The sequence below is a fragment of the Ruegeria sp. D6 genome (genome assembly GCF_056534365.1).
The window spans coordinates 269,270-295,033 of the sequence record NZ_JBQFPH010000004.1; the positions used below are offsets into that span (position 1 = coordinate 269,270).

Below are 25,764 nucleotides of genomic sequence, written 5' to 3' on the forward strand. Positions count from 1 at the left end.
TCAGCCTGCGCTGCATCCTTGGATATCGACAGCGTGGTTTGCCCCCAGAACCGTGATGCGCACTTCGGACCGATCCAGCGCAAATGTCCGGCCGGAGGCACCGATAATCTCTGAGCTTGCGATCAGGGTGTTGCCCTGACGGCGTGTATCGGGCTGCGATGCCCAGAGTGCCGGGTTTCCTGGTTCAATGACGGCGAATTCGGACCCGCCCGCTGAAGGCATGGTGATACGCGCCTCGATCCGCATTCCGTCTGCAGTGGGAGTCAATTGGCACGTCGCATCCGCCACGCCTGCTTCGCGTTCGGAAAACGGGCGCTGGGCGAGGGCTGCGGCGATGGCCGGATTGCGTGCAGCGTCGGCATCCATTGTGTGATCGAATTCCAACCGACCCGGCACGCAGACATCCTTACACACGCCCAAGTCCATCTCGCCGCGCAAACGCACGGGTTTGGCAGGGTTCTTAGGCGTGATTTCGACGGGCAGTACAAGTTGATCCTCATACCCGACCGAGCGCAGCCCGTTCTGATCAAACACATGCGGCGCGGGCCATGTGAAGGCTATGTCAGCAATATTGCGAGAGCCTTTCCAATCAAACTGTGGCGGAATGCCCGCATCGCCGGGTGCGCGCCAATAGGTCTTCCACCCGTCCTTGAGCTTTAGACGCAAGGCCCCCTGATAGGTACCTTCGGCGGTTTTGCCGCCGTCCAACACCTCAAGCTGAACAAGATTATCAACCCCCTGCGCAGTGGCGGGGGCACCAAAACAAAGGCTGACGGCCAGCACGGCTGCAGCTGATTTGCAAAGCGCTTTCATATGCAGAACATGCGCATTCCGGTCGTGATTGCCAAGTCACGTTCCGGTCACTTCTGTGAAATGCACGGAAATCCCGGCTGATCCCTTGCCATTCCCCGGTTCACAGGGTCATTCTAGGGATATCCTATGGCGCAAGAGATATCTGCTGATGGACCTTACGGGAAAACTGTTGATTGCGATGCCCGGAATGGGCGACCCGCGATTCGAGCATTCGGTCGTCTATATCTGCAGCCATGGTGATGACGGCGCGATGGGATTGATCGTGAATAAGCCTTCGGACTTGCGGATCAAGACCTTGCTGGAACAGCTCAACATCCCGTGTCGGATACCCGTAATTGGCGAACGGCTGGTGCAGTTTGGCGGCCCGGTCGAGATGTCGCGTGGCTTTGTCCTGCATAGCGCAGATTACGAGGCGAATCTGCATTCAATGCAGATATCCGAAGATTTCAGCATGACCGCAACGCTGGATGTGCTCGAGGATCTGGCCTCGGGCAAGGGGCCGCTGAATTCGATGCTGACTTTAGGTTATTCCGGCTGGGGGCCGGGTCAGTTGGAAGATGAGATCGCGATGAATGGTTGGTTAACGACTGATGCGTCGTCGAAACTGGTCTTTGATGTCCCTGATGACGAGAAATGGGAGGCGGCTTTGGCTACGCTTGGTGTTGATCCGCTGACCCTATCAGCCAGTGCAGGCCGCGCCTAATCGCGAGGGGCTGCTGCGCGGCGTAGACGGTCGTTGATGGCCGCACCTAATCCGTGATGGGGAATTGGTGATACGGCGATTGGCCGACCGGTATCGTTAAGTTTGTGAAGGGCGGCAAACAGGTTGGCGGCGGCCTCGGGCAGGTTGCCGGTGCTGGAGAGGTTCAGATCACAATCAACGGGGCCAAAACCCAGCAACACCTCGTCCCCCTGCCGTGACCGGGCGTTCAGCCGCACCGGCGCGTCCGGCGCGTAATGGGATTGCAACTGCCCCGGCGCAGTAAGCAGATCGCCGGGTTGGTGGTGATGCAGTTCTGCCTTTAGAACCTCTTCGATTTGTTCCAATGCGACACCACCTGGACGCAACAAGGCAGGGGTGCCGGCCAGACCCACAATAGTGGACTCAAGCCCGACACCGCACGGCCCATCGTCCAGAACTGCGGCTATGCGTCCCTCCAGCCCCGCTCGGACATGGGCCGCCGTCGTTGGGCTGATCTGACCAGAGGGGTTGGCCGATGGCGCTGCCACAGGACCGTCAAAAGCGGTCAGTAAAGCGTGCGCTGTGGGATGCGCAGGCACGCGAACGGCCAGAGTATCCAAGCCAGCTGTGACCAGCGACGAAATCCCGTGATCGGGGCGCAGAGGAAGAACCAGAGTTAACGGTCCGGGCCAGAAGGCATCAGCCAACAAATCAGCCTGATCGGTCCATTCGACGAAGCGTTTCGCGGTCTCGGTTGAGGCGACATGGGCGATCAGTGGGTTAAAACTGGGTCGCCCCTTGGCCTCATAGATCGCGGCCACAGCCTCGCCGTTCCGTGCATCGCCACCCAGTCCATAGACGGTCTCGGTCGGGAAAGCGACCAGCAGCCCCTGCCGCAACAGGTCAGCGGCCTTGGCGAGCCCGTCGGCGTTTGCTGGTAAGTCTTGAGTACCGAGAAGGGTCATGGATCGTGACGCCGCGTTTTGGTTGCTTGCAGTTCAGGTAACGGTAGGTAATCGTGCCAGCCCAGATGAATACCGGCGTGGGGCCGGGATTCCAACCCCACGCTGACAACTTGCCAGAACCAGAGGGAAACCATGCCCTATCGCGCCCCGATCTCAGACTATGAATTCCTGTTCCGCAACGTGATCGGCTTTGACCAGATCGCCGCGACCGAAAAGTTCTCGGAAGCCAGCGAGGATGTGGTCAGCGCCATTCTGACCGAAGCCGGAAAGCTGTGCGAAGAGGTCATGGCCCCGCTGCAGCGCCCCGGCGATCTGGAACCGGCCCGATTGGAAAACGGCGTGCTGCGAACGTCTCCAGGCTATGCCGAAGGTTGGAAAGCAATTGCCGAAGGCGGCTGGATCGGGATGAGCGGCGATCCCGAATATGGCGGTATGGGTCTGCCCATGACCATGACCACTGCCGTGAATGAGATGATGAGCGCGGCCTGCCTGTCCCTGCAGCTCGCTCCGTTGATGACCCAAGGCCAGATCGAGGCGCTGGAGCATCACGCAAGCGATGCGTTGAAGGCGCTCTATCTGCCCAAGATGATGGCGGGTGAATGGTCAGGCACCATGAACCTAACCGAACCGCAGGCCGGATCGGATGTGGGCGCGCTGACCTCGAAGGCCGAAGACAATGGCGACGGCACCTATTCGGTGACCGGGCAGAAGATCTATATCTCTTGGGGCGACAACGACTTTGCCGAGAATGTCTGCCATCTTGTTCTGGCCCGCCTGCCAGACGGTGTTCCGGGAACCAAAGGGATTTCGCTGTTTCTGGTGCCGAAATACATACCCGACGAGAACGGCAACCCCGGCGTGGCCAATGACCTCAAGGTGGTCTCGCTGGAACACAAGATGGGTCTGCACGGCTCGCCCACCTGCGTGATGCAGTATGACGGGGCCAAGGGTTGGCTGGTCGGCAAGGAACATGGCGGCATGGCCGCGATGTTCACCATGATGAACAACGCGCGTTTGGGCGTTGGTGGCGAAGGTGTGGGTGTCGCCGAAGGAGCCTACCAGCATGCGCTGGCCTATGCGTTGGAGCGTAAGCAGGGCAAGACGCCCTCGGGCACCATCATCGACCACGCGGATGTACGGCGGATGCTGATGTCGATGCGCGCGGATGTGTTTGCGGCGCGGGCGATCATGCTGGCCAATGCAGCTGCAATCGACATGGCGCAGGCCACGGGTGAGGCCGATTGGGCGGCACGTGCGGCGCTGCTGACGCCGATCTGCAAGGCTTTTGGCACCGAGACCGGCATGCGCGTTTCCGAGACCGGCGTTCAAGTGCATGGTGGCATGGGCTTCATCGAAGAAACTGGTGCTGCACAATATTATCGCGATGTCCGTGTGACCGCGATCTACGAGGGCACCAATGGTATTCAGGCCATGGACCTCGTAGCGCGCAAGATGATGGATGGGGGTGAGGCGGCCTCGAACCTTCTGGATGAGATCGAGGATCAAGCTGAGAAGGCGCGCGCCACGATGCCTGAACTTGCTGGTCCTGTTTGGGAAGCTTCCGAGTCGCTGCGGGAAGCGACGGAGTGGCTCGTTGCTCAATCGGATATGAACAACCGGTTTGCTGGCGCGGCTTCGTATCTAAAAGCGTTCGCGCGGGTTCTGGGCGGGCATTACCATTTGTCAGCGGCGCTAGCCGATCCCGATGGACCGCGCGCCAAGTTGGCACGCTATTATATCAATGTGCTGCTGCCTGAACATACGGGCTTGCTTGCGCAGGCGCAGAACGGGGCGGATGACCTCTATGCCCTCAGCCCAGAGGAACTGGCGGTTTGATGGATGGCGAGGCTCCGCAAGTGATGCGATATCCGTGGGAGGAACCACCCGCTCCTGGCGAATGGGTCGAAGTTGCAGAAGGAGTTCTGTGGATCAGGCTGCCTTTGCCGATGGCGCTGGATCATGTGAATGTCTATGCATTGGATGATGGCGACGGCTGGACCATCGTCGACACAGGGCTTTCTTCAAAGAAAACACGGGGAATCTGGCAGGCCCTGATGGAAGGGCCATTGGCTGGCAAACCCGTCCGTCGCGTTGTCGTGACTCATCACCATCCTGACCATGTCGGCAATGCGGGCTGGTTCCAGTCCGAGCATGGTGCAGAACTGGTCACCAGTCGTACCGCATGGTTGTTCGCACGTATGCTGACGCTGGATGTGCAAGAGAATTGGCCGAAGGAAACGTTGGATTATTACCGCAGCGCGGGGATGGATCCGGACGTGCTGGCCGGTCGGATGGCCGAGCGTCCGTTCAACTTTGCCGACGCCGTGTACCCTATGCCGCTGGGATTTACCCGTGTCAAACAGGGCGACGTGATCCGCATGGGTGGCCGCGACTGGGATGTTCACATGGGCAACGGCCATGCGCCTGAGCATTGCACCTTCTGGAGCCGCGAGGACAATCTGGTGCTGACCGGTGATCAGATCCTCAGTTCGATCAGTTCCAACTTGGGCGTCTATGCCACCGAGCCGATGGCCGATCCGGTGGCCGACTGGTTGGAGGCGTGCGAACGCCTGCAACCGCTGGCCCGGCCCGATCATTTGGTTTTGGGCGGGCACAAACTGCCGTTCACCGGGTTGCCCATCCGCATGCGGCAGTTGATCGATAACCACCACGGCGCGCTTGAGCGTCTGCTGAACGATCTCGATCAACCCAAAACCGCCGCCGAGTGCTTTGCCCCGCTGTTCAAGCGCCAGATCAGGGGCGGGGAATACGGCCTCGCGCTGGTCGAGGCGGTTGCACATATGAACCATCTCTACCACATTGGAGCGGTCACCCGGACGCGGCGCGCGGACGGAGCTTGGGAATATCAGCGCAAAGGGTAGAGCAATGGACAAGATCGAAACCTCAGCCGAGGCAGCGGAATCTGCGGCGTTGCCGCGGTGCTATGAGGTACACGCCAACCCTGAAGCGGCATCGGGGAACAAGGATTTGCCCAAGCCATTGCAAAAGCCGGTCGAAAGCAAAAGCCCTGCTCAATGGGCCTATGAGCGGCTGATCATGTATATTCAGAATTTCGAGAAGACTCTGGATGGCGATCACGAGGTTGCCATGGGATTCACCGGTGGTGATGCCGGTGTAATGCGGATCGAGGGCATGGGCTATTTCGATCCGGATGTGATCACCTTCTATGGCTCGGACGGAGGCGGCGCCAAAACGCAGCTCGTCCAGCATGTCAGCCAGTTGAATGTGATGCTGCGTGCCTTGCCGAAATCGATCGAGGATAAACCAGCCAACCGCATTGGTTTCCGGCTGGCGGCTGATCTGGAAGAAAGCTGACGCCCACTCTTGCAATTCACACTTACGCAGCCTTGAATGGATAGACCATTCAGGAGGCAACCGCGTGACCAATTTCTCAGCCGTTACAACTGCCTACCGGGGCGCATGGGCGCGGCGGCGCGTGTTTGTGCCTGTTTATGTCGCCGTTCGGTTGCTGCTGGTTGCACTGATCGCTCCGGGCGTTGCCATCGCCGTCAATGTTGCTGTTTCATTGTCTGATCAATCGGCGCTGACGGATCAGGACATTGCGATGTTCCTGCTGTCACCAGCGGGCTTCATCGCTGCGGTTGTAGTTCTCAGCCTGTTCTTACTGGCCGAGGTCTTTGTCTTCTCGGTCATGGCCGGATCATTGCGGATGGGTGAGCGTGACCCTTGGCGCGCGGGCAGTGCTTCCATCCGGTTGATCCTGACGCGTTTACCTGCGCTTTTCGGCTTTGCCGCACGGTTCATTTTGCGTGTGCTGGTACTTGCGCTGCCTTTTGTCGCCGTGGCTGGCCTGATCGCCTGGTGGATGCTGACTGAATACGACATCAACTATTACCTCACCTTCCACCCGCCTTCATTCTGGGTCGCAGTGGTGCTGATCGGATTTGTGGTGCTGTGTCTGGCTTGGGTTCTGATCCGCAGGCTCTCGGCCTGGGCGCTGTCGCTGCATCTTGTATTATTTGAGGGCTGCAAACCCGCCGAGGCCTTCTCCGCCAGCACGGATCGAATGGAAGGCAAACGCGGTCGCCTCAAGATCGAGCTTGGCCTTTGGCTTGCGATGCGTCTCGTGATCGCCGCGCTGATTGCCTTTGTGGCCGGACTGTTGTTCGATCTGGTACCGTTGCAGGAAAGCACGAACCTGCGCTTTGCGCTGATCTTCAGTATGATCGTAGCGGGCCTCTGGTCGCTGGCTGGGCTTGTGCTTGCAGCCGTCGCTCTGGGAGCATTGGCGGTTCTGCTGGATGGGTTCTTCGACACACAAGGCCGAGAGGTCCCTCATCCCGAACCAGGCAACCTGCGCGCGCCGCTTTACGCTGTGGTCGGTGGCGCGGCAATCGCCCTGCTGATCGGGCTCTGGTCCGGGCAGGAGTTGCTGGTCCGCATTCAGGCCCCCGATCATGCGGATGTCATTGGTCATAGAGGTGCGGCGGCGATAAGGCCGGAAAATACCATGGCGGCAGTGTTGAAGGCTATCGAAGATGGCGCCGATTGGGTTGAGATCGACGTTCAGGAGACCGCGGATGGTGTGGTCATCATCGCGCATGACAGCGATTTCATGAAACTGGCTGGTGTGCCGCTCAAGGTCTGGGACGCGACCATGGAGGATGTGGCCGAGATCGATATCGGCAGTTGGTTCGGCCCCGAATATGCCTCGGAACGGACGCCCACGCTGCGCGATGTTCTGGAAGCTGCGAAGGGCAAATCCAAGGTCATCATCGAGCTGAAATACTATGGCCATGACGTCGACCTGGAAAACCGAGTCGCCACAATTGTCGAAGAGATGGGGATGCAGGACGACATCGCCACCATGTCGCTGAAATACCCGGCAGTACAGAAGATGAAAGCGCTGCGCCCCGATTGGCGGGCAGGCGTTCTGGCCGCGACCGCCATCGGCAATCTGTCGGGGCTTGAGGGCGATTTTGTGGCCGTAAATGCGGCGACGGTGTCTCCGGGTCTGATCCGCTCGGTCCATGAGGCGGGCAAGGACATCTATGTATGGACGGTGAATGACCCGCTACAGATGTCGGCCATGGCATCGATGGGGGTCGACGGGCTGATCACCGATCGTCCTGCCATGGCTCGCGAAGTACTTCGTGTTCGTGCCGAGATGGGACCGGGCGAGCGTCTGATGCTATGGTTGGCGACGACATTCGGGTTGTCCATTGATACTGCCGAGATGCGTGATGCGGAACCATAAACTGGTCGCCCTTCTGGCCTGTTGCGCGCTGCCTGCAGCCGCGCAGGACCTGATGCGTAGCGTGGAAATGCCCGCTCATCGGGCATTGGCCGACACGATGGAAGGTGCTGAACTGACCCCCTTTGAAACGGATGGCTGTTCGGGCGGGTTGTCGTCGAGCTGGCGCTTGGTGGCCGAGACCTTTCCAAAGTTCAGCCTGCTTTATGAAGAACACCCGCCATGGGAGTACTGCTGCGTTACTCACGATCGCGCCTATCACAACGCAGGTGGCGCGTCGCAGGCTGGGGCCAGTTATAACGCCCGCCTCGCTGCCGATGACACCTTGCGCGCCTGTGTCAAAACCCACGGCGAAAGCCATGCTGATGAATATGCCGAACGCTATGATATGACGCCGGATCAAATCCGCTCGGTCCATTCGATCACGTCTGAAGCGATGTACATGGCGGTACGTTTTGGGGGCGGTCCCTGTAGCGGGCTGCCGTGGCGCTGGGGGTTCGGTTATCCGGGCTGCACCATCTTTGGCCCAACTGCGCGCGAATGACGTCGTGACAGGCCCTGAATTTTGCATTATCCAACATTTCAAACACGCGAATTGGGATTCTAATAAACATGGCTGATCACAAGCACGGCGAGATGGACATCACCGTTCAAACAAAAACCTTTGACGGTTTCATCAAATTCACCACGTGGTGCGTGGTGGCAATTGTACTCCTTTGCCTGTTCCTGGCGGTCTTTGCGGCCTAAACGGTACACGAGGCGCATCTCTTGTTCAGGATTCTGATTGCCTGCCTGCTGGCAGTGACAGTTGCGGGTTGCGCGGGATCGCAGCGCCCGCAGGCTGATCCCTCGGAAATCGTGGCCCGGTCCTATCGTGATCCGGGGCCATCGACACTGACGCTCTATACGATGATCAGCACGCGCACCGGATCGGGGGCACACACGTCGCTGATGATCAGCGGCAGCGAGCGGGTCATATTTGACCCTGCCGGATCGTTCCGGGCGGATGTGGTGCCGATCAAGAATGATGTCCTTTATGGCATCACGCCAAATGTCGAACGCGCCTATCGTAGCAGTCATGCGCGCGAGACGCATTATGCCCGTATTCAGACGATCGAAGTGACGCCGCAGCAGGCCGAGATCGCGCTGCAATTGGCCAAGCAGATGGGCCCGGTTTCGCAGGCTTTTTGTGCAAATTCGACCTCGCAATTGCTGCAACAGGTCCCGGGGTTCGAGCAAATCAAAACAACATTCTACCCGGTGAAGCTATCCGATCAGTTTGGTCAGATTCCAGGCGTTGTCACCACGGACTATCGTGAGAATGACTCGGCTGATCTGCAGCAGGGGCTGGCGGAAAACAATGCGCGCCTCAATCAGCTTGAAGCGGTCTCAACCAACTAGGTAAAGCAGACCGTAAAGCGTGGCGGCCCCTGAAAAGATGGCCGCTATGACGTTCTTCGTTACAATTCCCACCGTCAACGCAACTGCCGCAGCCGCCATGCGCGGCATATCCGGTTGTCCTTCGGTGGCCGTGGGCCAGACTACCAAAGGTGCGATCAGGGCAGGCAGAATCGCCACTGCTGTGTACCTCAGGTGCCGCAGAAGCCAGGGCGGCATCGGGCGGTCGCCAACCAGCCCGATAAAGGTAAAGCGCAGAAGGTAGCTGCCTATCGCCAGACCTACGATGATGATCCACATGGTTGTCGGGTCGATCTGCGTCATGACTTTTTCCGCTCTAACATCAATTCAGCCCGTGCACCTGCCATCATCCCGGCTATCCCTGCGATCAACAGTCCAAGATTGAACGGCACTGCCACGCAGAGCAGGGCGACAACAATCGCCACCAGCGCGGCTACAACATGCGCCATGGTGCGCATCATCGGTCCGATCATGGACAAGAACGTGATCGGCAGCGCAAAATCCAGAGCCCAGCTTTCCGGAATCTGCGCCCCCAGAACAGCACCCAGATAAGTGGCGAGTATCCAAAGCGGCGTGATCGGCGTGACCGAGCCGACAAAGTACGCCATGCGCTGAGGCACGGACATATCCGGTTCTTTCTCGAATCGGACAATCGAACAGGCGTAAGACTGATCAACAATAAGATAGGCTCCAAGGGCCCGTTGCCACAGCGGAGCCGCCCCCAGATAAGGGGTCAGTGAAGCCGAATACATGGCCACCCGCAGGTTCACAGCCAGGGCCGAGATCAGAACGATAACCGTTGGTGTATTGTCCTGCAGCAATTGCAATGCGGTGAACTGAGCAGCGCCGGCAAACACGGTGGCGGAAAAGGCCATCGTCTGGATGATATCCAGCCCTGCTTCTGTGGCAAAAACACCAAACAGAAGGCCAAAGGGCATGGCGACGAAGATAAACGGCGTCCCGTCGCGAAAACCTTTCCAGAAGTATGACTTGGATGTGGCAGAGGCCATGGCTAAATCCTATGGTGACGCGAGCAGCAGTAGCCGTCTTGGGAAGGGGTTGCAATTGGCCACGGAGATCGACCTGTCAGACTACCTCATTGCGCCCGATCCGGGGGCTGCCCGCCTGACGCGCGGTGTCGAGGGTGTGGACCAGAATGGTGAGATAAGTCAGATCTCGGTGGTCGAGGAACGCCCGCTGACCATTTTCCTCAACTCACAGGAAATCGTGACGGCAATGACCATCGGCGACTATCCCGAATACCTTGCGCTCGGGTTTCTGCGTAATCAGGGGATGCTGCTTGCAGATGATGAAATTACTCGGGTCGACTATGACGACGATCTGGAAACCGTGGTCGTGCGTACAGCGCGTGAGACCTCATACGAGGACAAGCTGAAGAAGAAGACCCGCACCAGCGGTTGCGCAGTAGGCACTGTGTTCGGAGACATGATGGAGGGGCTAGAGGACGTGCGCCTGCCACAGGTCTCGGTGCGCACCTCGTGGCTGTATGAGTTGGCGTCGAAGATCAACCGCACCCCGTCTCTGTACCTCGAGGCGGGTGCCATCCATGGCACGGTGCTTTGTCATGAAAGCCACCCGTTGGTTTATATGGAAGACGTGGGCCGCCATAACGCGGTCGACAAGATCGCAGGCTGGATGCTCTCCGAGGGTGCGACTGCGTCTGACAAGATCCTCTATACGACCGGTCGTTTGACCTCGGAAATGGTGATCAAAACGGCGATGATGGGCATCCCTGTTCTCGCTTCGCGATCGGGATTCACCGCCTGGGGTGTCGAGATCGCGCGCGAGGTCGGTTTGACTCTGATCGGCCGGATGCGCGGGCAGCGGTTCGTGTGTTTGTCGGGCGAAGACCGATTGGTGCGCGATGTTGATCCGTCGAGCGTGGCGATTGAGGACAAAAAACATCGCAGGAAAAGTGCCGATGGCTGAACAGTCGCAAAAACCGCTGGGGGTTATTCTGGCAGGCGGCCTCGCAACGCGAATGGGAGGCGGCGATAAAGGGCTGTTGCAGATCGGCGGGCAGAGCCTGCTGGATCGGGTGATAGACAGGCTACGCCCTCAGGTCGGCGGGCTGGCTTTGAACGCCAACGGCGATGCCGAACGGTTTGCCCGCTTGAACTTGCCGGTTGTTTCGGACTCGATCGAGGGCTTTGCAGGACCGCTGGCCGGTGTTTTGGCCGGGCTTGATTGGGCCGCTGAACAGGGCGCTCAATCTACCGTGACGGTTGCGGCGGATACTCCGTTCTTTCCGCATGATCTTGTGGCGCAACTGGTGAACGCATCCAAAGGGCAGAATTACCCCCTTGTTCTGGCAACCACCCCGCGCACGAGTGACGAGGCTTTAAAATCCGGCGGCGGCAAGCGGATTAATCGGCATCCGACCTTTGGGCTCTGGCCGGTGGCATTGCGCGATGATCTGAGGGCGGCGTTGAACGGTGGACTGCGCAAGGTTGTCCTGTGGACCGACCAGCATGATGGGCGAGAGGCGCTGTTTTCGGCCCAGCCGTTTGATCCGTTCTTCAACGTCAACACTCCCGATGATCTGGCCCGCGCTGAAACCTTGTTGGAGCAGGTATGAGGGTTTACGGCGTCACCGGTTGGAAAAACGCGGGCAAAACCGGCCTAGTGGAACGGCTGGTGGCTGAAATCACCGGACGTGGGTATACCGTTTCCACCGTTAAACATGCGCATCATTCCGTCGACGTAGACCATCCGGGTACCGACAGCCAGCGGCATCGCGCGGCGGGTGCGTCCGAAGTGCTGTTGGCATCCGGCCAGCGGATCGCACTGATGCAGGAGTTGCGCGGTGCGCCCGAGCCGAAGCTGGACACCCTGCTGTCGCGTTTGTCTCCGGTCGACCTGGTGTTGATCGAAGGCTTCAAACGCGAGCGTCACCCCAAGATCGAAGCGTTTCGCGCAGAACCCGAAAATCCGCTGATCGCCACGGATGATGACACGGTTCGCGCGGTTGCAAGTGATACGCCTTTGGAATTGGATTGCCCGGTGTTTGATCTGGATGATACGGCGGTCATTGCAGATTTTATTCTGGAAGAGGTCGGATTATGAGCACGCCGGATATCTCACCTCCGCCCTTGCGCAATGATTGTTTCGCCTTGCCTGCAGGGGTGAACTGGACACCCGTTGATGAGGCTCTGGCGCTTTTGCGAGACAGATTGTCGGTGGTAGCTGGGGTTGAAAACGTGCCCGTGATGCGGGCGGCGGGCCGAGTTCTGGCGGTGGACGTGTCGGCCAAACGATCAAACCCGCCTCAGCCCAACACCGCTGTCGATGGGTACGGATTTGCCGGTCCGGTGCCGGACGGACCCTGTGTCATGCCATTGGTTGAGGGCCGGGCGGCTGCGGGTGTACCCTTTGACGGTGAGGTCCCAGAGGGCCATGCGATACGCATTCTTACCGGAGCTGCACTGCCAAAGGGTGTTAATACGGTCATATTGGAAGAGGATGTGACCTTTGATCAGGGGCACATTGCATTCCGAGGTCCGTTAAAACAGGGCGCGAACACGCGAAAGGCAGGCGAAGACGTGGTTGAAGGCGCGCTGACCTTGCCAGTTGGGCGGCGTTTAACACCAACGGATCTGGCGCTTTTGTCGGCGGTTGGTCTGACTGAGGTTTCTGTCCGCAAGGTTTTGCGGGTCGGAGTGCTATCGACCGGGGATGAGTTGGTCGAGCCGGGTGACAGCGCCGGACTGGGGCAGATTTATGATGCCAATCGTCCGATGCTGCTGTCACTGGCCGAGCGGATTGGATTCAAAGCGGTTGATCTTGGGCGCGCCGAGGATGATCGCGCGGCGCTGAAACAGCATTTGGATCGCGCGGCTCAGCAAGTGGATGTAATCCTGACCAGTGGCGGGGCCTCCGCCGGCGATGAAGATCACGTCTCGGCTTTGTTGCGAGAGGCCGGGGCGATGCAGGAATGGCGCATCGCACTAAAACCCGGGCGGCCTTTGGCGCTGGGCATGTGGGATCAGACGCCGGTGTTTGGCTTGCCGGGCAATCCGGTGGCAGCACTGGTTTGCACGTTGATCTTTGCCTGCCCGGCACTGAACCTGTTGGCGGGTGCAGGATGGCAAGAGCCGCAAGGCTTCGACGTGCCCGCCGCGTTCGAAAAGCGCAAGAAACCGGGTCGTCGGGAATACCTGCGGGCGCGCATCCGTGAAGGACAGGCCGAGGTATTCCATTCGGAAGGATCTGGCCGGATCAGCGGGCTGAGCTGGGCCGAAGGCTTGGTCGAAATCGAGGACGGTGCCCGCGATATCAAGCCCGGCGATCTGGTGAGGTTCATACCCTACGGGAATTTTGGGCTTTAATCGAACGTCCCTGCGACACGCCCCACCAGCATGAAGGCACGCGCTGTGCGGGTTTCGCTCAGGGCTGTAAGCTCGGCATCGCTGGCATTAGGTTCGAACTCGACGATCATATGGTCAAAGCGGCGCAGGAAATGGTGTGCGGCATCGCGAAAGATCGGATCCTGTTTCATCCGCGCCGCAGTCAGCGCCAGTGACGAACGGTCCCGAATGCCACCCAAGGCAGCCACCGACCGCCCGCGCGCGCCTTGGGCAAATTGCCGCCAGACTTCGGGTCGCGCCATATCGGGGCGCAGGTCATCCATATAGATGCCTTCCTGGCTGAGAAGGGTCAGAACATCTTGTGAGGCCTGCACAAGTTTCGAGGTCTTGCGATCTTTCAATGCAAGCCGCAGCGCGTTAAATCCCTCGGCATCGCTTTGCGTCTCGGGGAAGTTCAGGGCGCGGATAAAGATGTCGGTGGGCAACGGGGGCGCAATTTCTTCCGCTGAGGTGCCAAGTTCCAACGAAGTCTGATTGGCCATGTCCGACGCGGGCCTTTGGGTGCGCCCGGGTTCACCGCGATTGGTCGAGAATGTCGCCAGCGCGCTCTCGGTCTTTTTTGCGCTTTCGGCGATTTCATCCAGTTTCTTGCCGACCGTCGGCTCATACGTGCTTGCCGCGCGTTGTTGCTGAACGACATAGCTGTTGCGGATCGCATCGATGGCTGTCTGCAGGCGGGCGCTTTCTTCGCGCATCACTCGGCTGGCGCGCATCGCAAGGGCTGCGACCCAGATCATTGCGACCGGCATGAACACCGCCAGGAAGGTGACGATGAACCCTCCTTGTTGCCCGCCGGGCAGTACCAGAAACACGACCGACACCACCAGCCAGATCAGGCTGAGAACAACTGCTGCAATCTCGATCTCGGTGACCGAACGGTGCGCCGGACGGTCGTAGATACCCAGCGAGGTTGGTTTCTCGGGTTCTTGCTCAGGTTCAGACCCTGACATGACAAACGCTCCGGTCAGGCGTATTCGATATTCAGAACTTCATAAGAGCGCACGCCTCCGGGGGTGCGGACCTCAACACTGTCGCCTTCTTCTTTGCCAATCAGGGCGCGGGCGATGGGGGATTTGATGTTCAGAAGGCCCGCTTCGATATTGGCCTCATACTCACCCACGATCTGCCAGGTCTTTTCTTCGTCGGTATCTTCATCCACCAACGTGACCTTCGCGCCGAACTTGATAGCCCCTGACAGTTTGGCCGGATCAATGACATCTGCCAGCGACAGGATGCCTTCAAGCTCTTTGATGCGGCCTTCGATAAAGCCCTGCTTTTCGCGCGCCGAGTGGTATTCGGCGTTTTCTTTCAGGTCGCCCAGTTCGCGGGCTGAGGCAATCGCCTCGATGATCGCCGGGCGCTCGACGGATTTCAGATTCTTCAGCTCTGCCTCGAGCGCGGCATTGCCCGAAGGCGTCATGGGGATCTTTTCCATTGTCTTGTCGTCCACGCAGAAATTGTTACGCCCCGCCGCACAATAGCGTCGGGGCGAAGGATGGGTTGGCAATTACCTGACCCAAATGAGGCGTGAATTGCAAGAGGGGAGGTGTGCGTTGTCAGTAAACTCGCAACTTAGCGCCGCCGTTCCGGGGGGCGGGTGCGTCTGTGGCGCTTTCCCAACAATTCTCCACTTCGCCAACGGCTGGCTTCGTGCCCAAGCCACAGCATCTCAATCATACTGAACCACTTCGAATTCGATGCCATTGTCATCTTCGAAATAGAACCGCTTGCCTGGCTCATAGTCTGCGTGGTTGTGCGGTTCAAATCCCGCTTTGCGGACCTTTTCCTCGGTGGCGTCGATATCCTCGACCAGCACACCTACATGGTTCAAGCCGCCCACGAAATCATAGCTGTTTTCGCCTGATGGCTTGGGATCGCCGGGGGCGTAGAGCGCCAGATAGGTATGTGGGCTGCCCACATGCACCGTATAGCCACCGGCAATGGCAGGGCCTTCCCAGCGTGTTTTCCAGTCGAAGACTTTCTGCATCCACGCCGCAGATGCCTTTGGGTCGCGGACCGTGAAATTAGTATGTTCCAGCGTCGCCATCATGGGATTCTCCTTCCAATTTGAGGCTTGTCCCGACTCACTGTAATTTCTAAACCTAACTTTAGGTCAAGAGATTTCTTTGGGAGGATGTAATGGTTGTTTCGGAAGGTCTGGCGATTGGAGCATTGGCCCGGCGCACCGGGTTGGCGGTGTCGGCGATCCGATACTACGAGGCGCAAGGTTTGATATCTCCATGGCGTAACGCGGGTGGGCAGCGGCGTTATCAGCGCGCCGATATCCGACGGCTAAGCTTTGTGATGATCGCGCAGCAATTCGGTCTGACTTTGCCCGAGATCCGCGAGGTATTGTCGGGCTTGCCAGGAAACCGCACACCGACGCCTCAGGACTGGAAGAGTATCAGCGAACGGCTGCGCACGCATCTGGATCAGCGAATCGATACGCTGATGCGACTGCGCGACAATCTGGATGGATGTATTGGTTGTGGCTGCCTCAGCCTGCCGAAATGCAAGCTTTACAACCCCGATGACAGGGCCAAATCCCATGGTAGCGGTCCCAGATACCTTATGGGGGACGCACCCGAAGCCTGAAGTGTCGAATAGCGGCGTTGTTACGCCGTGTTTCGATTGACCAAAGTCTTTATGACCATGTAATCAGCCGTGAAACAATATTGCGCCGACCGCATGAAGAAAGCGCCAATTCGGAAAGTTAGCTAAGGAGCCCGCGATGGCCGAGATTGAACGCGAAGCGATGGAATATGACGTGGTGATCGTGGGCGCTGGCCCTGCGGGCCTGTCTGCGGCCATCCGTCTGAAACAGCTGGATGCCGACCTGAATGTCGTGGTTCTAGAGAAGGGTTCGGAAGTGGGTGCGCATATCCTGTCGGGTGCGGTGCTGGACCCTTGTGGTCTGGATGCTCTGATCCCCGATTGGAAGGAAAAGGGTGCCCCGCTGAACGTGCCTGTGCATGAAGACAATTTCTACATGCTGGGCGAGGCTGGCAAGATCCGCATCCCCAATTTCCCGATGCCGCCGCTGATGAACAACCACGGCAACTACATCGTCTCGATGGGCAATGTCTGCCGCTGGATGGCAGAGCAGGCCGAAGAACTAGGCGTCGAAATCTTCCCCGGCATGGCCTGTTCCGAGCTGGTCTACGGTGAGAACGGTGAAGTCAAAGGCGTTGTAGCCGGTGTATTTGGTCTGGAGCCAGACGGATCCTACGGCCCCAACACCGAGCCGGGCATGGAACTGCATGGCAAATATGTCTTCCTGTCGGAAGGCGTGCGCGGCTCACTGTCCAAGGAAGTCATCGCCAAATACGACCTGTCTGCCGGTAAAGAGCCGCAGAAATACGGCGTTGGCATGAAAGAGATCTGGGAGATTGATCCGGCCAAGCACAAAGAAGGCAGCGTCACGCACACCATGGGCTGGCCGCTGGGCAGCAACGCGGGTGGCGGGTCGTTCATCTATCACCTTGAAAATAATCAGGTCTATGTCGGTTTTGTGGTCCACCTTAACTACAAGAACCCGCACCTGTACCCCTACATGGAATTCCAGCGTTTCAAGCACCACCCGATGGTGGCCGAGCTGCTGAAAGGCGGCAAGCGTGTGGCTTACGGCGCCCGCGCGATCACCGAGGGTGGCTACCAGTCGATGCCGAAACTGGTCGCACCGGGTGTTGCGCTGTTGGGTTGCTCGGCCGGCATGGTCAACGTGCCGCGCATCAAGGGCAACCACAACGCGATGCTGTCAGGCAAGGCCGCGGCCGAGGCCGCCTATGACGCCATCAAGGCCGAGCGTTCGGGTGATGAGCTGACCGCTTATGAGGCCAACGTTCGCGATGGTGCAATTGGCTCGGATCTGAAGAAAGTGCGCAACGTCAAACCGCTGTGGTCGAAATACGGCCTGACCGCCAGTCTGGTACTGGGCGGTATGGACATGTGGACCAACACGCTGGGCTTCTCGCTGCTGGGCACGCTGGGCCACGGCAAGAACGACGCGGAATCGACCGAAGATGCCAGCAAGCATCAACCCATCGACTATCCGAAACCCGATGGCACACTGTCCTTTGACCGCCTGACGAACGTATCGTTTGCGGCCACCAACCACGAGGAAAGCCAGCCTTGCCATCTGAAACTGGCCGACCCGGACATCCCGGTTAAGGTCAACCTGCCCAAATTCGACGAGCCGGCACAGCGTTACTGCCCCGCAGGCGTCTATGAGATGGTCGAGGATGAAGACGGGCCGCGATTCGTGATCAACTTCCAGAACTGTGTTCACTGCAAAACCTGTGACATCAAGGATCCCAGCCAGAACATCACCTGGACTACACCGCAGGGCGGCGACGGGCCGAACTACCCCAATATGTAGGCAAGAACACGGGCGTTGGCAGGGTCGTGAAGGCTCTGCCATTGCCTCTCGCCCAGCAAAGCCCTAGCTTGTCGGTCAGTCAACGACAGCAAGGCAGATTATCAGTGGTTTCCCTGGTTCGACGCGCGGCTCTGGCCGTGATCCTCAGTTCTTCAATCGCGTTTCCTGCGGTATCGGATACCGGATCGGGGTCGTATCTGGCCGGGCGTCAGGCGATTTATGAGAGCGACTATCCCGCTGCCGAGCGTTACTATGCGCAGGCGCTTCGCGCTGATCCCCAAAATCCGAAACTGCTGGAAAACGTGGTCGTCGCCCGGCTCGCCTTGGGTGAGATTGAGCGGGCCCTGACCGTCGCCGAAGTTATCGAGGAAAATGAATTGCCCAGCCAGGCCGCTCGGATGGTGATCGCCGCCAATCTGGTGGCAGATGGCAAGCTGGATGAATTTCTGGCCCGCGATCCTGAAACGCAAGGGGTTGGACCGCTGGTTGATGGCCTGATGATTGCTTGGGCTCATATGGGGCAAGGCGCCATGACCAAAGCGATGGAACAATTTGACGTTGTTACCACGCAGGAAGGTCTGAAAGAATTTGCACTTTATCACAAGGCCATGGCGTTGGCGTCAGTCGGAGACTTTGAGGGGGCCGAGGCGATCCTTGCCGCAGATGATGGCCTGGTCGCCCGTTTTTCACGCCGGGCTGCGCTGGCGCGTGCCGAAGTGCTGTCGCAGCTGGATCGCAACGACGATGCGCTGGAATTTCTGGATAACGTCTTTGCCGCCGGCAGTGATCCGACCATCGAAGGTTACGTCACTCGGCTGTCCGATGGCGAAACGCTGCCCTTTACCCATGTCCGTTCTGCACAGGATGGCATGGCCGAGGTTTTCTTTACCGTTGGCGCTGCGCTGAGTGCGGAGGCCGCGCAGGATTATGTTCTGCTATATGCCCGGGTCGCGGCCTTTCTGCGGCCTGACCATATTGATGCGCTTTTGCTAAGCGCTGAGTTGTTGGATGGGCTGGAACAATATGATCTGGCGGTTGATGTCTATCGGCAGGTGCCTCCGGACAGCAGCGATTATCATGCCGCCGAACTGGGGCGCGCCGAGGTCCTCAGTCGCTCTGACAGAAAAGAAGCTGCCGCCGAAGTCCTGCAAAACCTTGCCGCTCAAAGCCCCGATTTGCCCGGTGTGCATGTAGCTTTGGCCGACCTGCGGCGCCAGCAAGAGGATTACGCGGCAGCGGTCACCTCTTACGACAAGGCGATTGGCCTGACGGAAGAGGGTGCAGGCGGAAACTGGTTCCTGCATTATGCCCGCGGGATATCGCATGAACGTCTGAAGAACTGGGACGAGGCCGAGGCCGATTTCCGCCGCGCGCTTGAGTTGAACCCGGACCAACCACAGGTGCTGAACTATCTCGGGTATTCGCTGGTCGAGCGGCGCGAGAAATTGGACGAAGCGTTGAATATGATCGAACGCGCCGTCGCAGCGCGCCCTGACAGCGGCTATATCGTTGACAGCTTGGGCTGGGTGTTGTTCCGCCTGGGCCGGTACGACGAAGCAGTTGACCACATGGAGCGCGCCGTTGAGCTGATGCCGGTCGATCCGGTGGTAAATGACCATCTGGGCGATGTTTACTGGGCCGTAGGTCGTGGGCGTGAAGCCGAGTTCCAGTGGAAACGAGCACTGTCTTTCATTGATCCTGAAGATACCGACGGCGAAGCCGATCCTGAACGCATCCGCCGCAAGATCGAAGTCGGATTGGATGCGGTTCTGGCCGAGGAAGGTGCCGAACCCCTGAAGGTCGCCAATGAAGGCTGAGGCATTTGCCCCCGCCAAGATCAACCTGACCCTGCATGTGACCGGCCAACGCGCGGATGGCTATCATCTGCTTGATTCGTTGGTTGCCTTTGCCGATGTTGGGGATCAGTTGAGCCTCATTTCCGGCCCCGAGCTGTCTCTGTCGGTCACGGGTGAGTTTTCGGATGGCGTACCGACCGATGATCGCAATCTGGTCTGGCAGGCCGCCGAGGCCGCAGGCTGGACCGGTCGCATTCATCTGAACAAACAACTGCCGCACGGTGGCGGTGTCGGGGGCGGCTCCTCGGATGCTGCGGCGCTATTGCGCACTGCGACGAAGGGGGGAGAGTGGCCCGATAGCGTGCCGCTGTCGCTTGGCGCGGATGTCCCGGTATGCATACATGCTGCTGCAGCGCGTGTGCGCGGGATTGGTGAACAGATTGAGCCGATGGCGTTGCCGCCCCTCCCGGCGCTTTTGGTCAATCCGGGTATTGAAGTTTCCACCGGCCCGGTGTTTTCCGCTTTGCAGAGCAGAGACAACGCACCGATGCCTGCTGAGATCCCTGCATTCAAAACACCGGAAGACTGCGCCACGTGGTTGCAGGTTCAGCGGAATGATTTAGAGGCACCTGCAATATCTGTAGCGCCGGGCATTGCGGAGGTCTTAGCGGCGTTGGAAGACACCCGAGACGCGTTGATGGTTCGTATGTCGGGTTCAGGCTCAACCTGTTTCGCACTTTATCCAACGCTCAAAGCAGCCCATTTTGCCGCCTATGAGATCGGCGCGGCCCAACCCGGCTGGTGGTACCGCGCAACGACGCTCAGTTAAGGCGCGATACGACGTAATCGGCCAGATCGCCTAACAGGGTGCGGATTTCGTGATCCGGAAGAGGCGCCAGCGCAGCCTTGGCCTTGGCCGCCCAACCAAACGCATCCGCGCGGGTTGCATCCAGCGTGCTGTATTTGGCCATCAGCGACAAAGCGTGATCCAGATCACCCTCTTCCTGCCGCCCGCGACCGATCGTCCGTTCCCAAAACGCGTGTTCCTCGGCAGTTGCCTGAGCCACGGCTTTGATCACTGGCAGGGTCAATTTGCGTTCACGGAAGTCGTCGCCGACGTTTTTGCCTGTGGCCGCACTATCGCCCTGATAATCCAAAAGATCATCTGCGATCTGGAACGCGATTCCAAGCGCATCGCCATAGTCATACAGCGCCTTGACCTGCGCCTCGGTCGCGCCTGCGATCACACCACCCACTTCGGTTGCGGCAGAAAACAGCGCCGCCGTTTTGCCGCGCACAACCTGCAGGTAGACACCTTCATCCGTGCCCAGATCGGTGGCTGCTGTCATCTGCAGCACCTCGCCTTCGGCAATTGTGGCCGATGCATTTGCAAGGATATCCAGAACCCGCAACGAACCGGTTTCGACCATCAACTGGAAGCTGCGGGAAAACAGGTAATCGCCAACCAGAACACTGGATTTATTGTCCCATAGCAGGTTTGCCGTGGGTCGCCCGCGCCGCTGCCCGCTTTCATCGACGACATCGTCATGCAGCAGGGTTGCGGTATGAATGAACTCGACCGTTGCAGCCAGCTTGACGTGATGGTCGCCTGAATAGCCGAACAGCTGCGCCGCCGCCAGGGTCAGCATCGGGCGCAGACGCTTTCCGCCCGCCTCGACCAGGTGCGCGGTCACTTCGGGAATGCGCGGGGCATGTTCCGACGCCATACGCGTCCGAATCAGCGTATTTACTGCTGCCATTTCGCCCGCAAGCATCTCTGCCAGACGCTCATGCGGTTTCGAGATCGTGCTGACGTTCATCACTCTCCTGATACAAGGCTCGACATCCCTGTCACCTTGCCCTTACATCCATCCCCATGAAAGAACTATTGCGCAGCACCGATCCGACAATCCTAGCCTTTGCAACGGCTCTCCTTGAGGGCGAGGATATAGACTGCTTTCAGATGGACGTAAATATGAGCATCCTAGAAGGCGGCATCGGAATCTTTCCCCGTCGCCTAATGGTGCGGGCAGATGATCTGACCCGCGCCGAACGGGTCATGCGCGATAACGAGATCCCGCTGGGGCGATGAGCAGCTTTTCCGACAGTGATCTGACCTGCAATGATTTTCTGGGCGGGCGTGTGCGTCTGTGGCAGCCGCGCTCAGGATATCGTGCAGGGGTCGATCCGGTCTTACTGGCGGCATCGGTCCCGGCACAAGCTGGCCAGTCGGTGCTGGAATTGGGCTGCGGGGCAGGGGCTGCTATTCAGTGCCTAATGGCGCGAGTGCCGCACCTGAAGGCAACTGGGGTTGAACTGCAGGCTGGCTATGCAGATCTGGCCCGCCGCAATTCGGAACAAAACGCAGCGATCACCGTGGTTGAGGCGGATTTGAACGCACTACCGAATGATCTGCGACAAGAACAGTTCGATCATGTGATCGCCAATCCGCCCTACTACCGGGCAGGCGCGCATAGCCCTGCCACCGACGCGGGTCGGCAGATCGCACTGGGTGAAGACACGCCGCTTGAGGACTGGATCAATGTCGCCGCCCGACGTCTGGCGCCGCGCGGTTATCTTCACATGATCCAGAGGGCAGACCGGCTGCCCGATATGCTTGCGGGGTGCGCGGGCCGCTTGGGCTCGATTCAGGTGCTACCTCTGGCCCCCCGTGTGGATCGCGGGGCTGAGCTAGTGGTTTTGCGCGCCAGAAAGGGCGGACGCGCCGCATTTCGGCTGCACGCTCCGCTGATTCTGCACCTCGGTGAACAGCACGTAGAAGACGGTGAAAGCTATACTCCTGTGGTTTCGGCGGTGTTGCGCGATGCGGCGGATTTGACCGGGCACTTTGCCTGATCGGCAATGACCAGCCGAATTTGTCGGATTTATTATAGATTTCGTGCGTCTGCAGCGTGACAGGCTGGAAATGATGTGATCAACTTCTTACGTGACACTTACAAACCAGAGAAGGAGGACCGCCATGAGCGTGAGCGCACATCTGACGGAGTTGAAGAAAAAACACGAAATTCTCGGTCTTGAAGTGGAAGAAGCGCAACGCTCACCTGGTATTGACGATCTCCATATCGCACAGCTGAAGAAGCAAAAGCTGAAGCTAAAAGAAGAGATCGAGCGCCTGTCGACCTAAGGTTCTAGGCCTTCAGGCTGGCGCGGGCCGCGATGGCAGCGCCACCGGTGACAAACAAGGCCGCGATCGCCAGGCCCCAGGACGGGGCGGCGATCCCGGCCAGAACCAACACAAGCGTCGATAGCAAAGGTGCCGCGTATGAGGCGGTGCCCAGTATTTGAATGTCCCCGCGCTTGACGCCGATATCCCAGACATAGAACGCCAGCCCAACCGGTCCCAGGCCAAGTGCAATGGTCGAGGCCCAGCCAAATGTGCCTTGCGGCCAGATCGTTTCTTCCACCGTGAAATGCAAGGCCCATGAGGCGATCGCCGTCAAAATGCAGAACACCGCGACCGAACTTGTCGGCACATCACCCAGCCGTCGCGATAGAACCGAGTAGCTGGACCATGTAAGCGCGCACAGCAAGGCCAGCCCGTAGCCGGGCAGATGCTGGACCTGAAACCCTGCGCTGCCACCACCCGTGATGATGACGGCGGCTCCAGCAAAGCCAAGGCAGGCTCCGATAAGGTGACCAGGTTTCAGATGTTCTCCGGGCAGCAGACCTGACAGAAGAACGATCAGCAAAGGCCAGAGATAAGCGATAAGCCCAGCCTCGGCTGCAGGGGCCATGCGAAGGGCTGAAAAGTACAGCGCGTGATAGCCAAAAAGGCCAATTGATCCAAGCAGGTATGTTGTCCACGCGACCCGACGCAGTTGACCCAGCCCGCCGCTGGCGAATGTCCAAATCAGACCCAGCGTACCGCCGATGGTAAAACAGATCGCGTTCAACAACAAAGGCGGCGTCGGGGCCGAACCCACAGTGAACAGCGCCAGCAGAGACCATAGCAAAACGGCGACAAAACCAATCGCGGTCGCGCCCATTCTGCTCATTCACCAGCTACCTTCTCAACAGGGATGATTTCAAACTCATCCGATATATGCGCGGTCTTTTCAATCTCGGATATGAACCAGTCGCGGAACGCTGCGATCTGCGGACGCTTCTCTGCCCCTTGCAGGCAGAGGAAACGAAATCGCCCGGCGGTCTCCAGTGCCACTTTGAACGGCGCGACCAGTCGCCCTTCGGTCAGGTCTTTCAGGATCATGGCGCGCCGCCCCAGAACCACGCCCACCCCGGCCACGGCAGCGTCGATGGCGTGATCGGCGTTCGAAAAATGCGCCCCATGGGTCGGAGTGAAATCCAATCCAACCGCACGGAACCACGCGGGCCAGTCGCAACGCGGCTTGAGGAAACTGATCGAATCGTCATGGATCAGGGGGGCGTCGCGCAACGACGCAGGCGTGGGGAATTGTTCGGCCAGCTCCGGGGTCATAACCGGTGTCAGCCACTCCTTGCGGACGGGAACCGAATAGAGCCCCTCATCCGGCCCGTAGCCAAACCGGATCGCCACGTCCACGTCATCGCGTTCAAGGTCCATGTTGCGCAGAGTGGCCGAGAATTTCAGGTCAATCCCCGGATTTGCACGGGCGAATTCATAAAGGCGCGGTGCCAGCCATTTCGCTGTCAGGGCAGGGCCTGCTGTAACCGTGAGGCTGGTTTCATCCTGCAGCCTCCGCGTCGCTTGCCACGCGGCTTGCAGGGCGGCAAAGCCATCTGCGGTTCCGGGTGCCAATGTGCGCCCGGCTTCGGTCAGTTCGACAGCGCGATTGAGCCGGCGAAACACGGGGTGGCCCAGATGCTCTTCTAACGACTTGATTTGAAAGGACAGGGCAGCCGGGGTCACATTCAGCTCCTCCGCCGCCTTGGCAAACGACATATGTCGTGCGGCGGCATCGAAGGCGCGCAAAGCAGTCAGCGGAGGCAGGCGGTCGGTCATGGCGGTTAAGTTTTTCTGAACTGAAGGATCGAAAACTCTCGTTTGTGTAATTTAAAATCAAAGGCCATGTTGATGGCAAGACAAATCCAACTTGATTGAGAAGGGTTCAGCATGATCGAGATGACAACAAACCCAGCCATTCAGAACGCCATTCACCGCGCGCATGAAGAGCGCGGCAAGGCGGTTGTAGGATTCTGGTCCTGGCTATTCGGTTCCCGCTGATCGCAGCGCGCGTGATCTTACGGGATAAAAGAAGGGCCGGTCCTTGATGGACCGGCCCGTTTTCATTCTCAGATCGTCGGTTTAGACGAAGAACTGTGCACCGTTTGCGGAAATGGTCGAGCCGTTGATGAACTGCGAATCGTCCGACGCCAGGAAGGCCACGCAACGCGCGATTTCTTCCGGTTCACCCAGACGACCAGCCGGGATTTGACCGATGATCGATTCGCGCACTTTTTCCGGCACGGCCATGACCATTTCGGTCGCGATATAACCGGGGCAGATCGCGTTGGCCGTGATACCGGCCCGCGCACCTTCCTGCGCCAGAGATTTCACGATGCCCAGATCGCCCGCTTTGGTTGCGGCATAGTTGACCTGCGCAAACTGGCCTTTCTGACCGTTGATCGAGCTGATCACGATGATACGACCAAATTTACGCTCGCGCATACCCGGCCATACCGGGTGCACGGTGTTGAAAACACCAGTCAGATTGGTGTCGATGACCTGATGCCACTGTTCAGGTGTCATCTTGTGGAACGGTGCGTCGCGGGTGATACCGGCGTTGGCGACCACGATGTCGATCGGGCCGACCTCGGCTTCGACTTTTTCGATACCCGCTTTGGATTCGTCGTAATCCGCAACATTCCATTTATAGGTTTTGATACCGGTTTCGTCGGTGAACTTTGCGGCGGCTTCGTCATTGCCTGCATAAGTGGCGGCAACATTGTATCCTTCGGCCTTCAGCGCCTTGGAAATTGCTGCGCCGATGCCGCGGGAACCGCCGGTTACGAGTGCTGTACGTGCCATTTAGGACTCCTCCAAATTTAGTCGTCTTGGTAATTCTGTTACTCTGAGAGTTAAGGATGCGCAATATCGTTTCGTGATCGATCTTGTCTTTCTGTCCGGCG

Annotated in this window: 30 protein-coding genes; 19 read left to right on the forward strand and 11 right to left on the reverse strand. The window is 58.8% G+C overall.

Translation table 11 applies throughout. From position 1 onward, the window contains the following. Entirely contained in the window at nt 1-813 is an 813-nt protein-coding gene (locus ACR0A1_RS15425; RefSeq protein ID WP_480868258.1) for a protein-disulfide reductase DsbD domain-containing protein, read from the reverse strand. A gap of 148 nt (nt 814-961) precedes the next feature. Here ACR0A1_RS15425 and ACR0A1_RS15430 point away from each other — a divergent pair, with 148 nt between their 5' ends. After that, a complete protein-coding gene (locus tag ACR0A1_RS15430; protein ID WP_170395693.1) occupies nt 962-1,516 on the forward strand; it encodes a YqgE/AlgH family protein in 555 nt (184 codons plus the stop codon). On the opposite strand, the gene ACR0A1_RS15435 is transcribed toward ACR0A1_RS15430, so the two are convergent. Beyond that, complete coding sequence (locus ACR0A1_RS15435; RefSeq protein WP_170597251.1) at nt 1,513-2,460, reverse strand: L-threonylcarbamoyladenylate synthase; 948 nt, start codon at nt 2,458-2,460, stop codon at nt 1,513-1,515. The genes ACR0A1_RS15430 and ACR0A1_RS15435 overlap by 4 nt on opposite strands. Nucleotides 2,461-2,592: 132 nt before the next feature. Between ACR0A1_RS15435 and ACR0A1_RS15440 the strand changes: the two genes are divergently transcribed. The 7 genes from ACR0A1_RS15440 (at nt 2,593) to ACR0A1_RS15470 (ending at nt 9,097) form a co-directional block, all read left to right on the forward strand. Then, nucleotides 2,593-4,296 (forward strand): acyl-CoA dehydrogenase family protein, encoded by a 1,704-nt coding sequence (locus tag ACR0A1_RS15440; RefSeq protein WP_480736879.1) that lies wholly within the window; start codon nt 2,593-2,595, stop codon nt 4,294-4,296. Continuing rightward, the gene (locus tag ACR0A1_RS15445) at nt 4,296-5,342 is read left to right on the forward strand and encodes an MBL fold metallo-hydrolase (RefSeq protein ID WP_170395699.1); all 1,047 of its coding nucleotides are present in this window, start codon (nt 4,296-4,298) and stop codon (nt 5,340-5,342) included. Before ACR0A1_RS15440 ends, ACR0A1_RS15445 begins: the two co-directional genes overlap by 1 nt. Nucleotides 5,343-5,346: 4 nt before the next feature. Then, a complete protein-coding gene (locus ACR0A1_RS15450) occupies nt 5,347-5,796 on the forward strand; it encodes a DUF6173 family protein (protein ID WP_170395701.1) in 450 nt (149 codons plus the stop codon). Nucleotides 5,797-5,860: 64 nt separating this feature from the next. Continuing rightward, entirely contained in the window at nt 5,861-7,699 is a 1,839-nt protein-coding gene (locus tag ACR0A1_RS15455; protein WP_170626191.1) for a glycerophosphodiester phosphodiesterase, read from the forward strand. Continuing rightward, nucleotides 7,686-8,240 (forward strand): hypothetical protein, encoded by a 555-nt coding sequence (locus ACR0A1_RS15460; RefSeq protein ID WP_170513842.1) that lies wholly within the window; start codon nt 7,686-7,688, stop codon nt 8,238-8,240. The genes ACR0A1_RS15455 and ACR0A1_RS15460 overlap by 14 nt, the downstream gene beginning before the upstream one ends. Nucleotides 8,241-8,308: 68 nt before the next feature. Then, nucleotides 8,309-8,443 carry an aa3-type cytochrome c oxidase subunit IV gene (locus tag ACR0A1_RS15465; protein ID WP_170395707.1) on the forward strand — a complete coding sequence of 45 codons (135 nt, stop codon included), beginning with the start codon at nt 8,309-8,311 and terminating at the stop codon, nt 8,441-8,443. 21 nt (nt 8,444-8,464) lie between these two features. Further along, on the forward strand, nt 8,465-9,097 hold the full coding sequence (locus ACR0A1_RS15470) for a hypothetical protein (protein WP_170395709.1): 633 nt from the start codon (nt 8,465-8,467) through the stop codon (nt 9,095-9,097). Here ACR0A1_RS15470 and ACR0A1_RS15475 read toward each other — a convergent pair. Both ACR0A1_RS15475 and ACR0A1_RS15480 read right to left on the reverse strand, forming a co-directional pair. Then, nucleotides 9,086-9,418 (reverse strand): AzlD domain-containing protein, encoded by a 333-nt coding sequence (locus tag ACR0A1_RS15475; protein ID WP_170395711.1) that lies wholly within the window; start codon nt 9,416-9,418, stop codon nt 9,086-9,088. The genes ACR0A1_RS15470 and ACR0A1_RS15475 overlap by 12 nt on opposite strands. Then, the gene (locus ACR0A1_RS15480) at nt 9,415-10,125 is read right to left on the reverse strand and encodes an AzlC family ABC transporter permease (RefSeq protein WP_170408370.1); all 711 of its coding nucleotides are present in this window, start codon (nt 10,123-10,125) and stop codon (nt 9,415-9,417) included. The genes ACR0A1_RS15475 and ACR0A1_RS15480 overlap by 4 nt, the downstream gene beginning before the upstream one ends. Nucleotides 10,126-10,174: 49 nt before the next feature. Here ACR0A1_RS15480 and ACR0A1_RS15485 point away from each other — a divergent pair, with 49 nt between their 5' ends. Genes ACR0A1_RS15485 through ACR0A1_RS15500 form a run of 4 tightly spaced genes read left to right on the forward strand, consistent with a single transcriptional unit; the run spans nt 10,175 to nt 13,464 of the window. Further along, nucleotides 10,175-11,065, forward strand: coding sequence for a formate dehydrogenase accessory sulfurtransferase FdhD (locus ACR0A1_RS15485; protein WP_170423927.1), 891 nt, complete (start codon nt 10,175-10,177; stop codon nt 11,063-11,065). Then, the gene (mobA, locus tag ACR0A1_RS15490) at nt 11,058-11,714 is read left to right on the forward strand and encodes a molybdenum cofactor guanylyltransferase MobA (protein ID WP_480763389.1); all 657 of its coding nucleotides are present in this window, start codon (nt 11,058-11,060) and stop codon (nt 11,712-11,714) included. Before ACR0A1_RS15485 ends, mobA begins: the two co-directional genes overlap by 8 nt. After that, a complete protein-coding gene (mobB, locus tag ACR0A1_RS15495) occupies nt 11,711-12,202 on the forward strand; it encodes a molybdopterin-guanine dinucleotide biosynthesis protein B (RefSeq protein ID WP_480763390.1) in 492 nt (163 codons plus the stop codon). The genes mobA and mobB overlap by 4 nt, the downstream gene beginning before the upstream one ends. Beyond that, nucleotides 12,199-13,464 (forward strand): molybdenum cofactor synthesis domain-containing protein, encoded by a 1,266-nt coding sequence (locus tag ACR0A1_RS15500; RefSeq protein ID WP_480868263.1) that lies wholly within the window; start codon nt 12,199-12,201, stop codon nt 13,462-13,464. Before mobB ends, ACR0A1_RS15500 begins: the two co-directional genes overlap by 4 nt. On the opposite strand, the gene ACR0A1_RS15505 is transcribed toward ACR0A1_RS15500, so the two are convergent. The 3 genes from ACR0A1_RS15505 to ACR0A1_RS15515 form a co-directional block, all read right to left on the reverse strand. Further along, nucleotides 13,461-14,453, reverse strand: coding sequence for a hypothetical protein (locus ACR0A1_RS15505; protein ID WP_170612841.1), 993 nt, complete (start codon nt 14,451-14,453; stop codon nt 13,461-13,463). The two genes, ACR0A1_RS15500 and ACR0A1_RS15505, sit on opposite strands and share 4 nt — an antisense overlap. Nucleotides 14,454-14,467: 14 nt before the next feature. Continuing rightward, nucleotides 14,468-14,938, reverse strand: a complete 471-nt coding sequence (gene greA, locus ACR0A1_RS15510; protein ID WP_170408364.1) for a transcription elongation factor GreA — start codon at nt 14,936-14,938, stop codon at nt 14,468-14,470. Nucleotides 14,939-15,172: 234 nt separating this feature from the next. Further along, on the reverse strand, nt 15,173-15,553 hold the full coding sequence (locus ACR0A1_RS15515) for a VOC family protein (RefSeq protein ID WP_170408363.1): 381 nt from the start codon (nt 15,551-15,553) through the stop codon (nt 15,173-15,175). A gap of 89 nt (nt 15,554-15,642) precedes the next feature. On the opposite strand from ACR0A1_RS15515, the gene soxR reads away from it, so the two are divergent. The 4 genes from soxR to ACR0A1_RS15535 all read left to right on the forward strand — a co-directional run bounded on the left by soxR (nt 15,643) and on the right by ACR0A1_RS15535 (nt 20,506). After that, nucleotides 15,643-16,098 carry a redox-sensitive transcriptional activator SoxR gene (soxR, locus tag ACR0A1_RS15520; protein WP_170395726.1) on the forward strand — a complete coding sequence of 152 codons (456 nt, stop codon included), beginning with the start codon at nt 15,643-15,645 and terminating at the stop codon, nt 16,096-16,098. A gap of 136 nt (nt 16,099-16,234) precedes the next feature. After that, nucleotides 16,235-17,881, forward strand: a complete 1,647-nt coding sequence (locus tag ACR0A1_RS15525) for an electron transfer flavoprotein-ubiquinone oxidoreductase (RefSeq protein ID WP_170395728.1) — start codon at nt 16,235-16,237, stop codon at nt 17,879-17,881. A gap of 104 nt (nt 17,882-17,985) precedes the next feature. Next, a complete protein-coding gene (locus tag ACR0A1_RS15530; protein WP_170395730.1) occupies nt 17,986-19,698 on the forward strand; it encodes a tetratricopeptide repeat protein in 1,713 nt (570 codons plus the stop codon). After that, complete coding sequence (locus ACR0A1_RS15535) at nt 19,688-20,506, forward strand: 4-(cytidine 5'-diphospho)-2-C-methyl-D-erythritol kinase (RefSeq protein WP_480868266.1); 819 nt, start codon at nt 19,688-19,690, stop codon at nt 20,504-20,506. Before ACR0A1_RS15530 ends, ACR0A1_RS15535 begins: the two co-directional genes overlap by 11 nt. On the opposite strand, the gene ACR0A1_RS15540 is transcribed toward ACR0A1_RS15535, so the two are convergent. Next, a complete protein-coding gene (locus ACR0A1_RS15540) occupies nt 20,499-21,497 on the reverse strand; it encodes a polyprenyl synthetase family protein (protein WP_170395734.1) in 999 nt (332 codons plus the stop codon). The genes ACR0A1_RS15535 and ACR0A1_RS15540 overlap by 8 nt on opposite strands. Nucleotides 21,498-21,553: 56 nt before the next feature. Here ACR0A1_RS15540 and ACR0A1_RS15545 point away from each other — a divergent pair, with 56 nt between their 5' ends. The 3 genes from ACR0A1_RS15545 (at nt 21,554) to ACR0A1_RS15555 (ending at nt 22,822) form a co-directional block, all read left to right on the forward strand. Beyond that, nucleotides 21,554-21,769, forward strand: a complete 216-nt coding sequence (locus ACR0A1_RS15545) for a putative signal transducing protein (RefSeq protein WP_008755664.1) — start codon at nt 21,554-21,556, stop codon at nt 21,767-21,769. Further along, nucleotides 21,766-22,533, forward strand: a complete 768-nt coding sequence (locus tag ACR0A1_RS15550; RefSeq protein WP_170395736.1) for a methyltransferase — start codon at nt 21,766-21,768, stop codon at nt 22,531-22,533. The genes ACR0A1_RS15545 and ACR0A1_RS15550 overlap by 4 nt, the downstream gene beginning before the upstream one ends. Nucleotides 22,534-22,657: 124 nt before the next feature. After that, nucleotides 22,658-22,822 carry a YdcH family protein gene (locus ACR0A1_RS15555; RefSeq protein WP_170395738.1) on the forward strand — a complete coding sequence of 55 codons (165 nt, stop codon included), beginning with the start codon at nt 22,658-22,660 and terminating at the stop codon, nt 22,820-22,822. Between the two features lie 4 nt (nt 22,823-22,826). Here the strand turns inward: ACR0A1_RS15555 and yddG are convergent, their stop codons facing one another. The 3 genes from yddG to phbB all read right to left on the reverse strand — a co-directional run bounded on the left by yddG (nt 22,827) and on the right by phbB (nt 25,663). Next, on the reverse strand, nt 22,827-23,693 hold the full coding sequence (gene yddG / locus ACR0A1_RS15560) for an aromatic amino acid exporter YddG (protein ID WP_480868269.1): 867 nt from the start codon (nt 23,691-23,693) through the stop codon (nt 22,827-22,829). After that, on the reverse strand, nt 23,690-24,637 hold the full coding sequence (locus ACR0A1_RS15565) for a transcriptional regulator GcvA (protein ID WP_170513880.1): 948 nt from the start codon (nt 24,635-24,637) through the stop codon (nt 23,690-23,692). Before ACR0A1_RS15565 ends, yddG begins: the two co-directional genes overlap by 4 nt. 303 nt (nt 24,638-24,940) lie before the next feature. Further along, nucleotides 24,941-25,663 (reverse strand): acetoacetyl-CoA reductase, encoded by a 723-nt coding sequence (phbB, locus tag ACR0A1_RS15570; protein WP_170395744.1) that lies wholly within the window; start codon nt 25,661-25,663, stop codon nt 24,941-24,943. Nucleotides 25,664-25,764: the final 101 nt, after the last annotated feature.

What these genes read in the sequence shown, in the direction of transcription:
- ACR0A1_RS15565 (WP_170513880.1), bottom strand. Translation starts at nt 24,637, where the DNA reads ATGACCGACCGCCTGCCTCCGCTGACTGCTTTGCGCGCCTTCGATGCC.
- ACR0A1_RS15475 (WP_170395711.1), bottom strand. Translation starts at nt 9,418, where the DNA reads ATGACGCAGATCGACCCGACAACCATGTGGATCATCATCGTAGGTCTG.
- ACR0A1_RS15515 (WP_170408363.1), bottom strand. Translation starts at nt 15,553, where the DNA reads ATGATGGCGACGCTGGAACATACTAATTTCACGGTCCGCGACCCAAAG.
- ACR0A1_RS15460 (WP_170513842.1), top strand. Translation starts at nt 7,686, where the DNA reads ATGCGGAACCATAAACTGGTCGCCCTTCTGGCCTGTTGCGCGCTGCCT.
- yddG (WP_480868269.1), bottom strand. Translation starts at nt 23,693, where the DNA reads ATGAGCAGAATGGGCGCGACCGCGATTGGTTTTGTCGCCGTTTTGCTA.
- ACR0A1_RS15555 (WP_170395738.1), top strand. Translation starts at nt 22,658, where the DNA reads ATGAGCGTGAGCGCACATCTGACGGAGTTGAAGAAAAAACACGAAATT.
- ACR0A1_RS15440 (WP_480736879.1), top strand. Translation starts at nt 2,593, where the DNA reads ATGCCCTATCGCGCCCCGATCTCAGACTATGAATTCCTGTTCCGCAAC.
- mobB (WP_480763390.1), top strand. Translation starts at nt 11,711, where the DNA reads ATGAGGGTTTACGGCGTCACCGGTTGGAAAAACGCGGGCAAAACCGGC.
- ACR0A1_RS15430 (WP_170395693.1), top strand. Translation starts at nt 962, where the DNA reads ATGGACCTTACGGGAAAACTGTTGATTGCGATGCCCGGAATGGGCGAC.
- phbB (WP_170395744.1), bottom strand. Translation starts at nt 25,663, where the DNA reads ATGGCACGTACAGCACTCGTAACCGGCGGTTCCCGCGGCATCGGCGCA.
- ACR0A1_RS15435 (WP_170597251.1), bottom strand. Translation starts at nt 2,460, where the DNA reads ATGACCCTTCTCGGTACTCAAGACTTACCAGCAAACGCCGACGGGCTC.
- ACR0A1_RS15505 (WP_170612841.1), bottom strand. Translation starts at nt 14,453, where the DNA reads ATGTCAGGGTCTGAACCTGAGCAAGAACCCGAGAAACCAACCTCGCTG.
- ACR0A1_RS15480 (WP_170408370.1), bottom strand. Translation starts at nt 10,125, where the DNA reads ATGGCCTCTGCCACATCCAAGTCATACTTCTGGAAAGGTTTTCGCGAC.
- ACR0A1_RS15545 (WP_008755664.1), top strand. Translation starts at nt 21,554, where the DNA reads ATGAAAGAACTATTGCGCAGCACCGATCCGACAATCCTAGCCTTTGCA.
- greA (WP_170408364.1), bottom strand. Translation starts at nt 14,938, where the DNA reads ATGGAAAAGATCCCCATGACGCCTTCGGGCAATGCCGCGCTCGAGGCA.
- ACR0A1_RS15535 (WP_480868266.1), top strand. Translation starts at nt 19,688, where the DNA reads ATGAAGGCTGAGGCATTTGCCCCCGCCAAGATCAACCTGACCCTGCAT.
- ACR0A1_RS15550 (WP_170395736.1), top strand. Translation starts at nt 21,766, where the DNA reads ATGAGCAGCTTTTCCGACAGTGATCTGACCTGCAATGATTTTCTGGGC.
- ACR0A1_RS15425 (WP_480868258.1), bottom strand. Translation starts at nt 813, where the DNA reads ATGAAAGCGCTTTGCAAATCAGCTGCAGCCGTGCTGGCCGTCAGCCTT.
- ACR0A1_RS15450 (WP_170395701.1), top strand. Translation starts at nt 5,347, where the DNA reads ATGGACAAGATCGAAACCTCAGCCGAGGCAGCGGAATCTGCGGCGTTG.
- ACR0A1_RS15500 (WP_480868263.1), top strand. Translation starts at nt 12,199, where the DNA reads ATGAGCACGCCGGATATCTCACCTCCGCCCTTGCGCAATGATTGTTTC.
- ACR0A1_RS15540 (WP_170395734.1), bottom strand. Translation starts at nt 21,497, where the DNA reads ATGAACGTCAGCACGATCTCGAAACCGCATGAGCGTCTGGCAGAGATG.
- ACR0A1_RS15465 (WP_170395707.1), top strand. Translation starts at nt 8,309, where the DNA reads ATGGCTGATCACAAGCACGGCGAGATGGACATCACCGTTCAAACAAAA.
- soxR (WP_170395726.1), top strand. Translation starts at nt 15,643, where the DNA reads ATGGTTGTTTCGGAAGGTCTGGCGATTGGAGCATTGGCCCGGCGCACC.
- ACR0A1_RS15445 (WP_170395699.1), top strand. Translation starts at nt 4,296, where the DNA reads ATGGATGGCGAGGCTCCGCAAGTGATGCGATATCCGTGGGAGGAACCA.
- mobA (WP_480763389.1), top strand. Translation starts at nt 11,058, where the DNA reads ATGGCTGAACAGTCGCAAAAACCGCTGGGGGTTATTCTGGCAGGCGGC.
- ACR0A1_RS15525 (WP_170395728.1), top strand. Translation starts at nt 16,235, where the DNA reads ATGGCCGAGATTGAACGCGAAGCGATGGAATATGACGTGGTGATCGTG.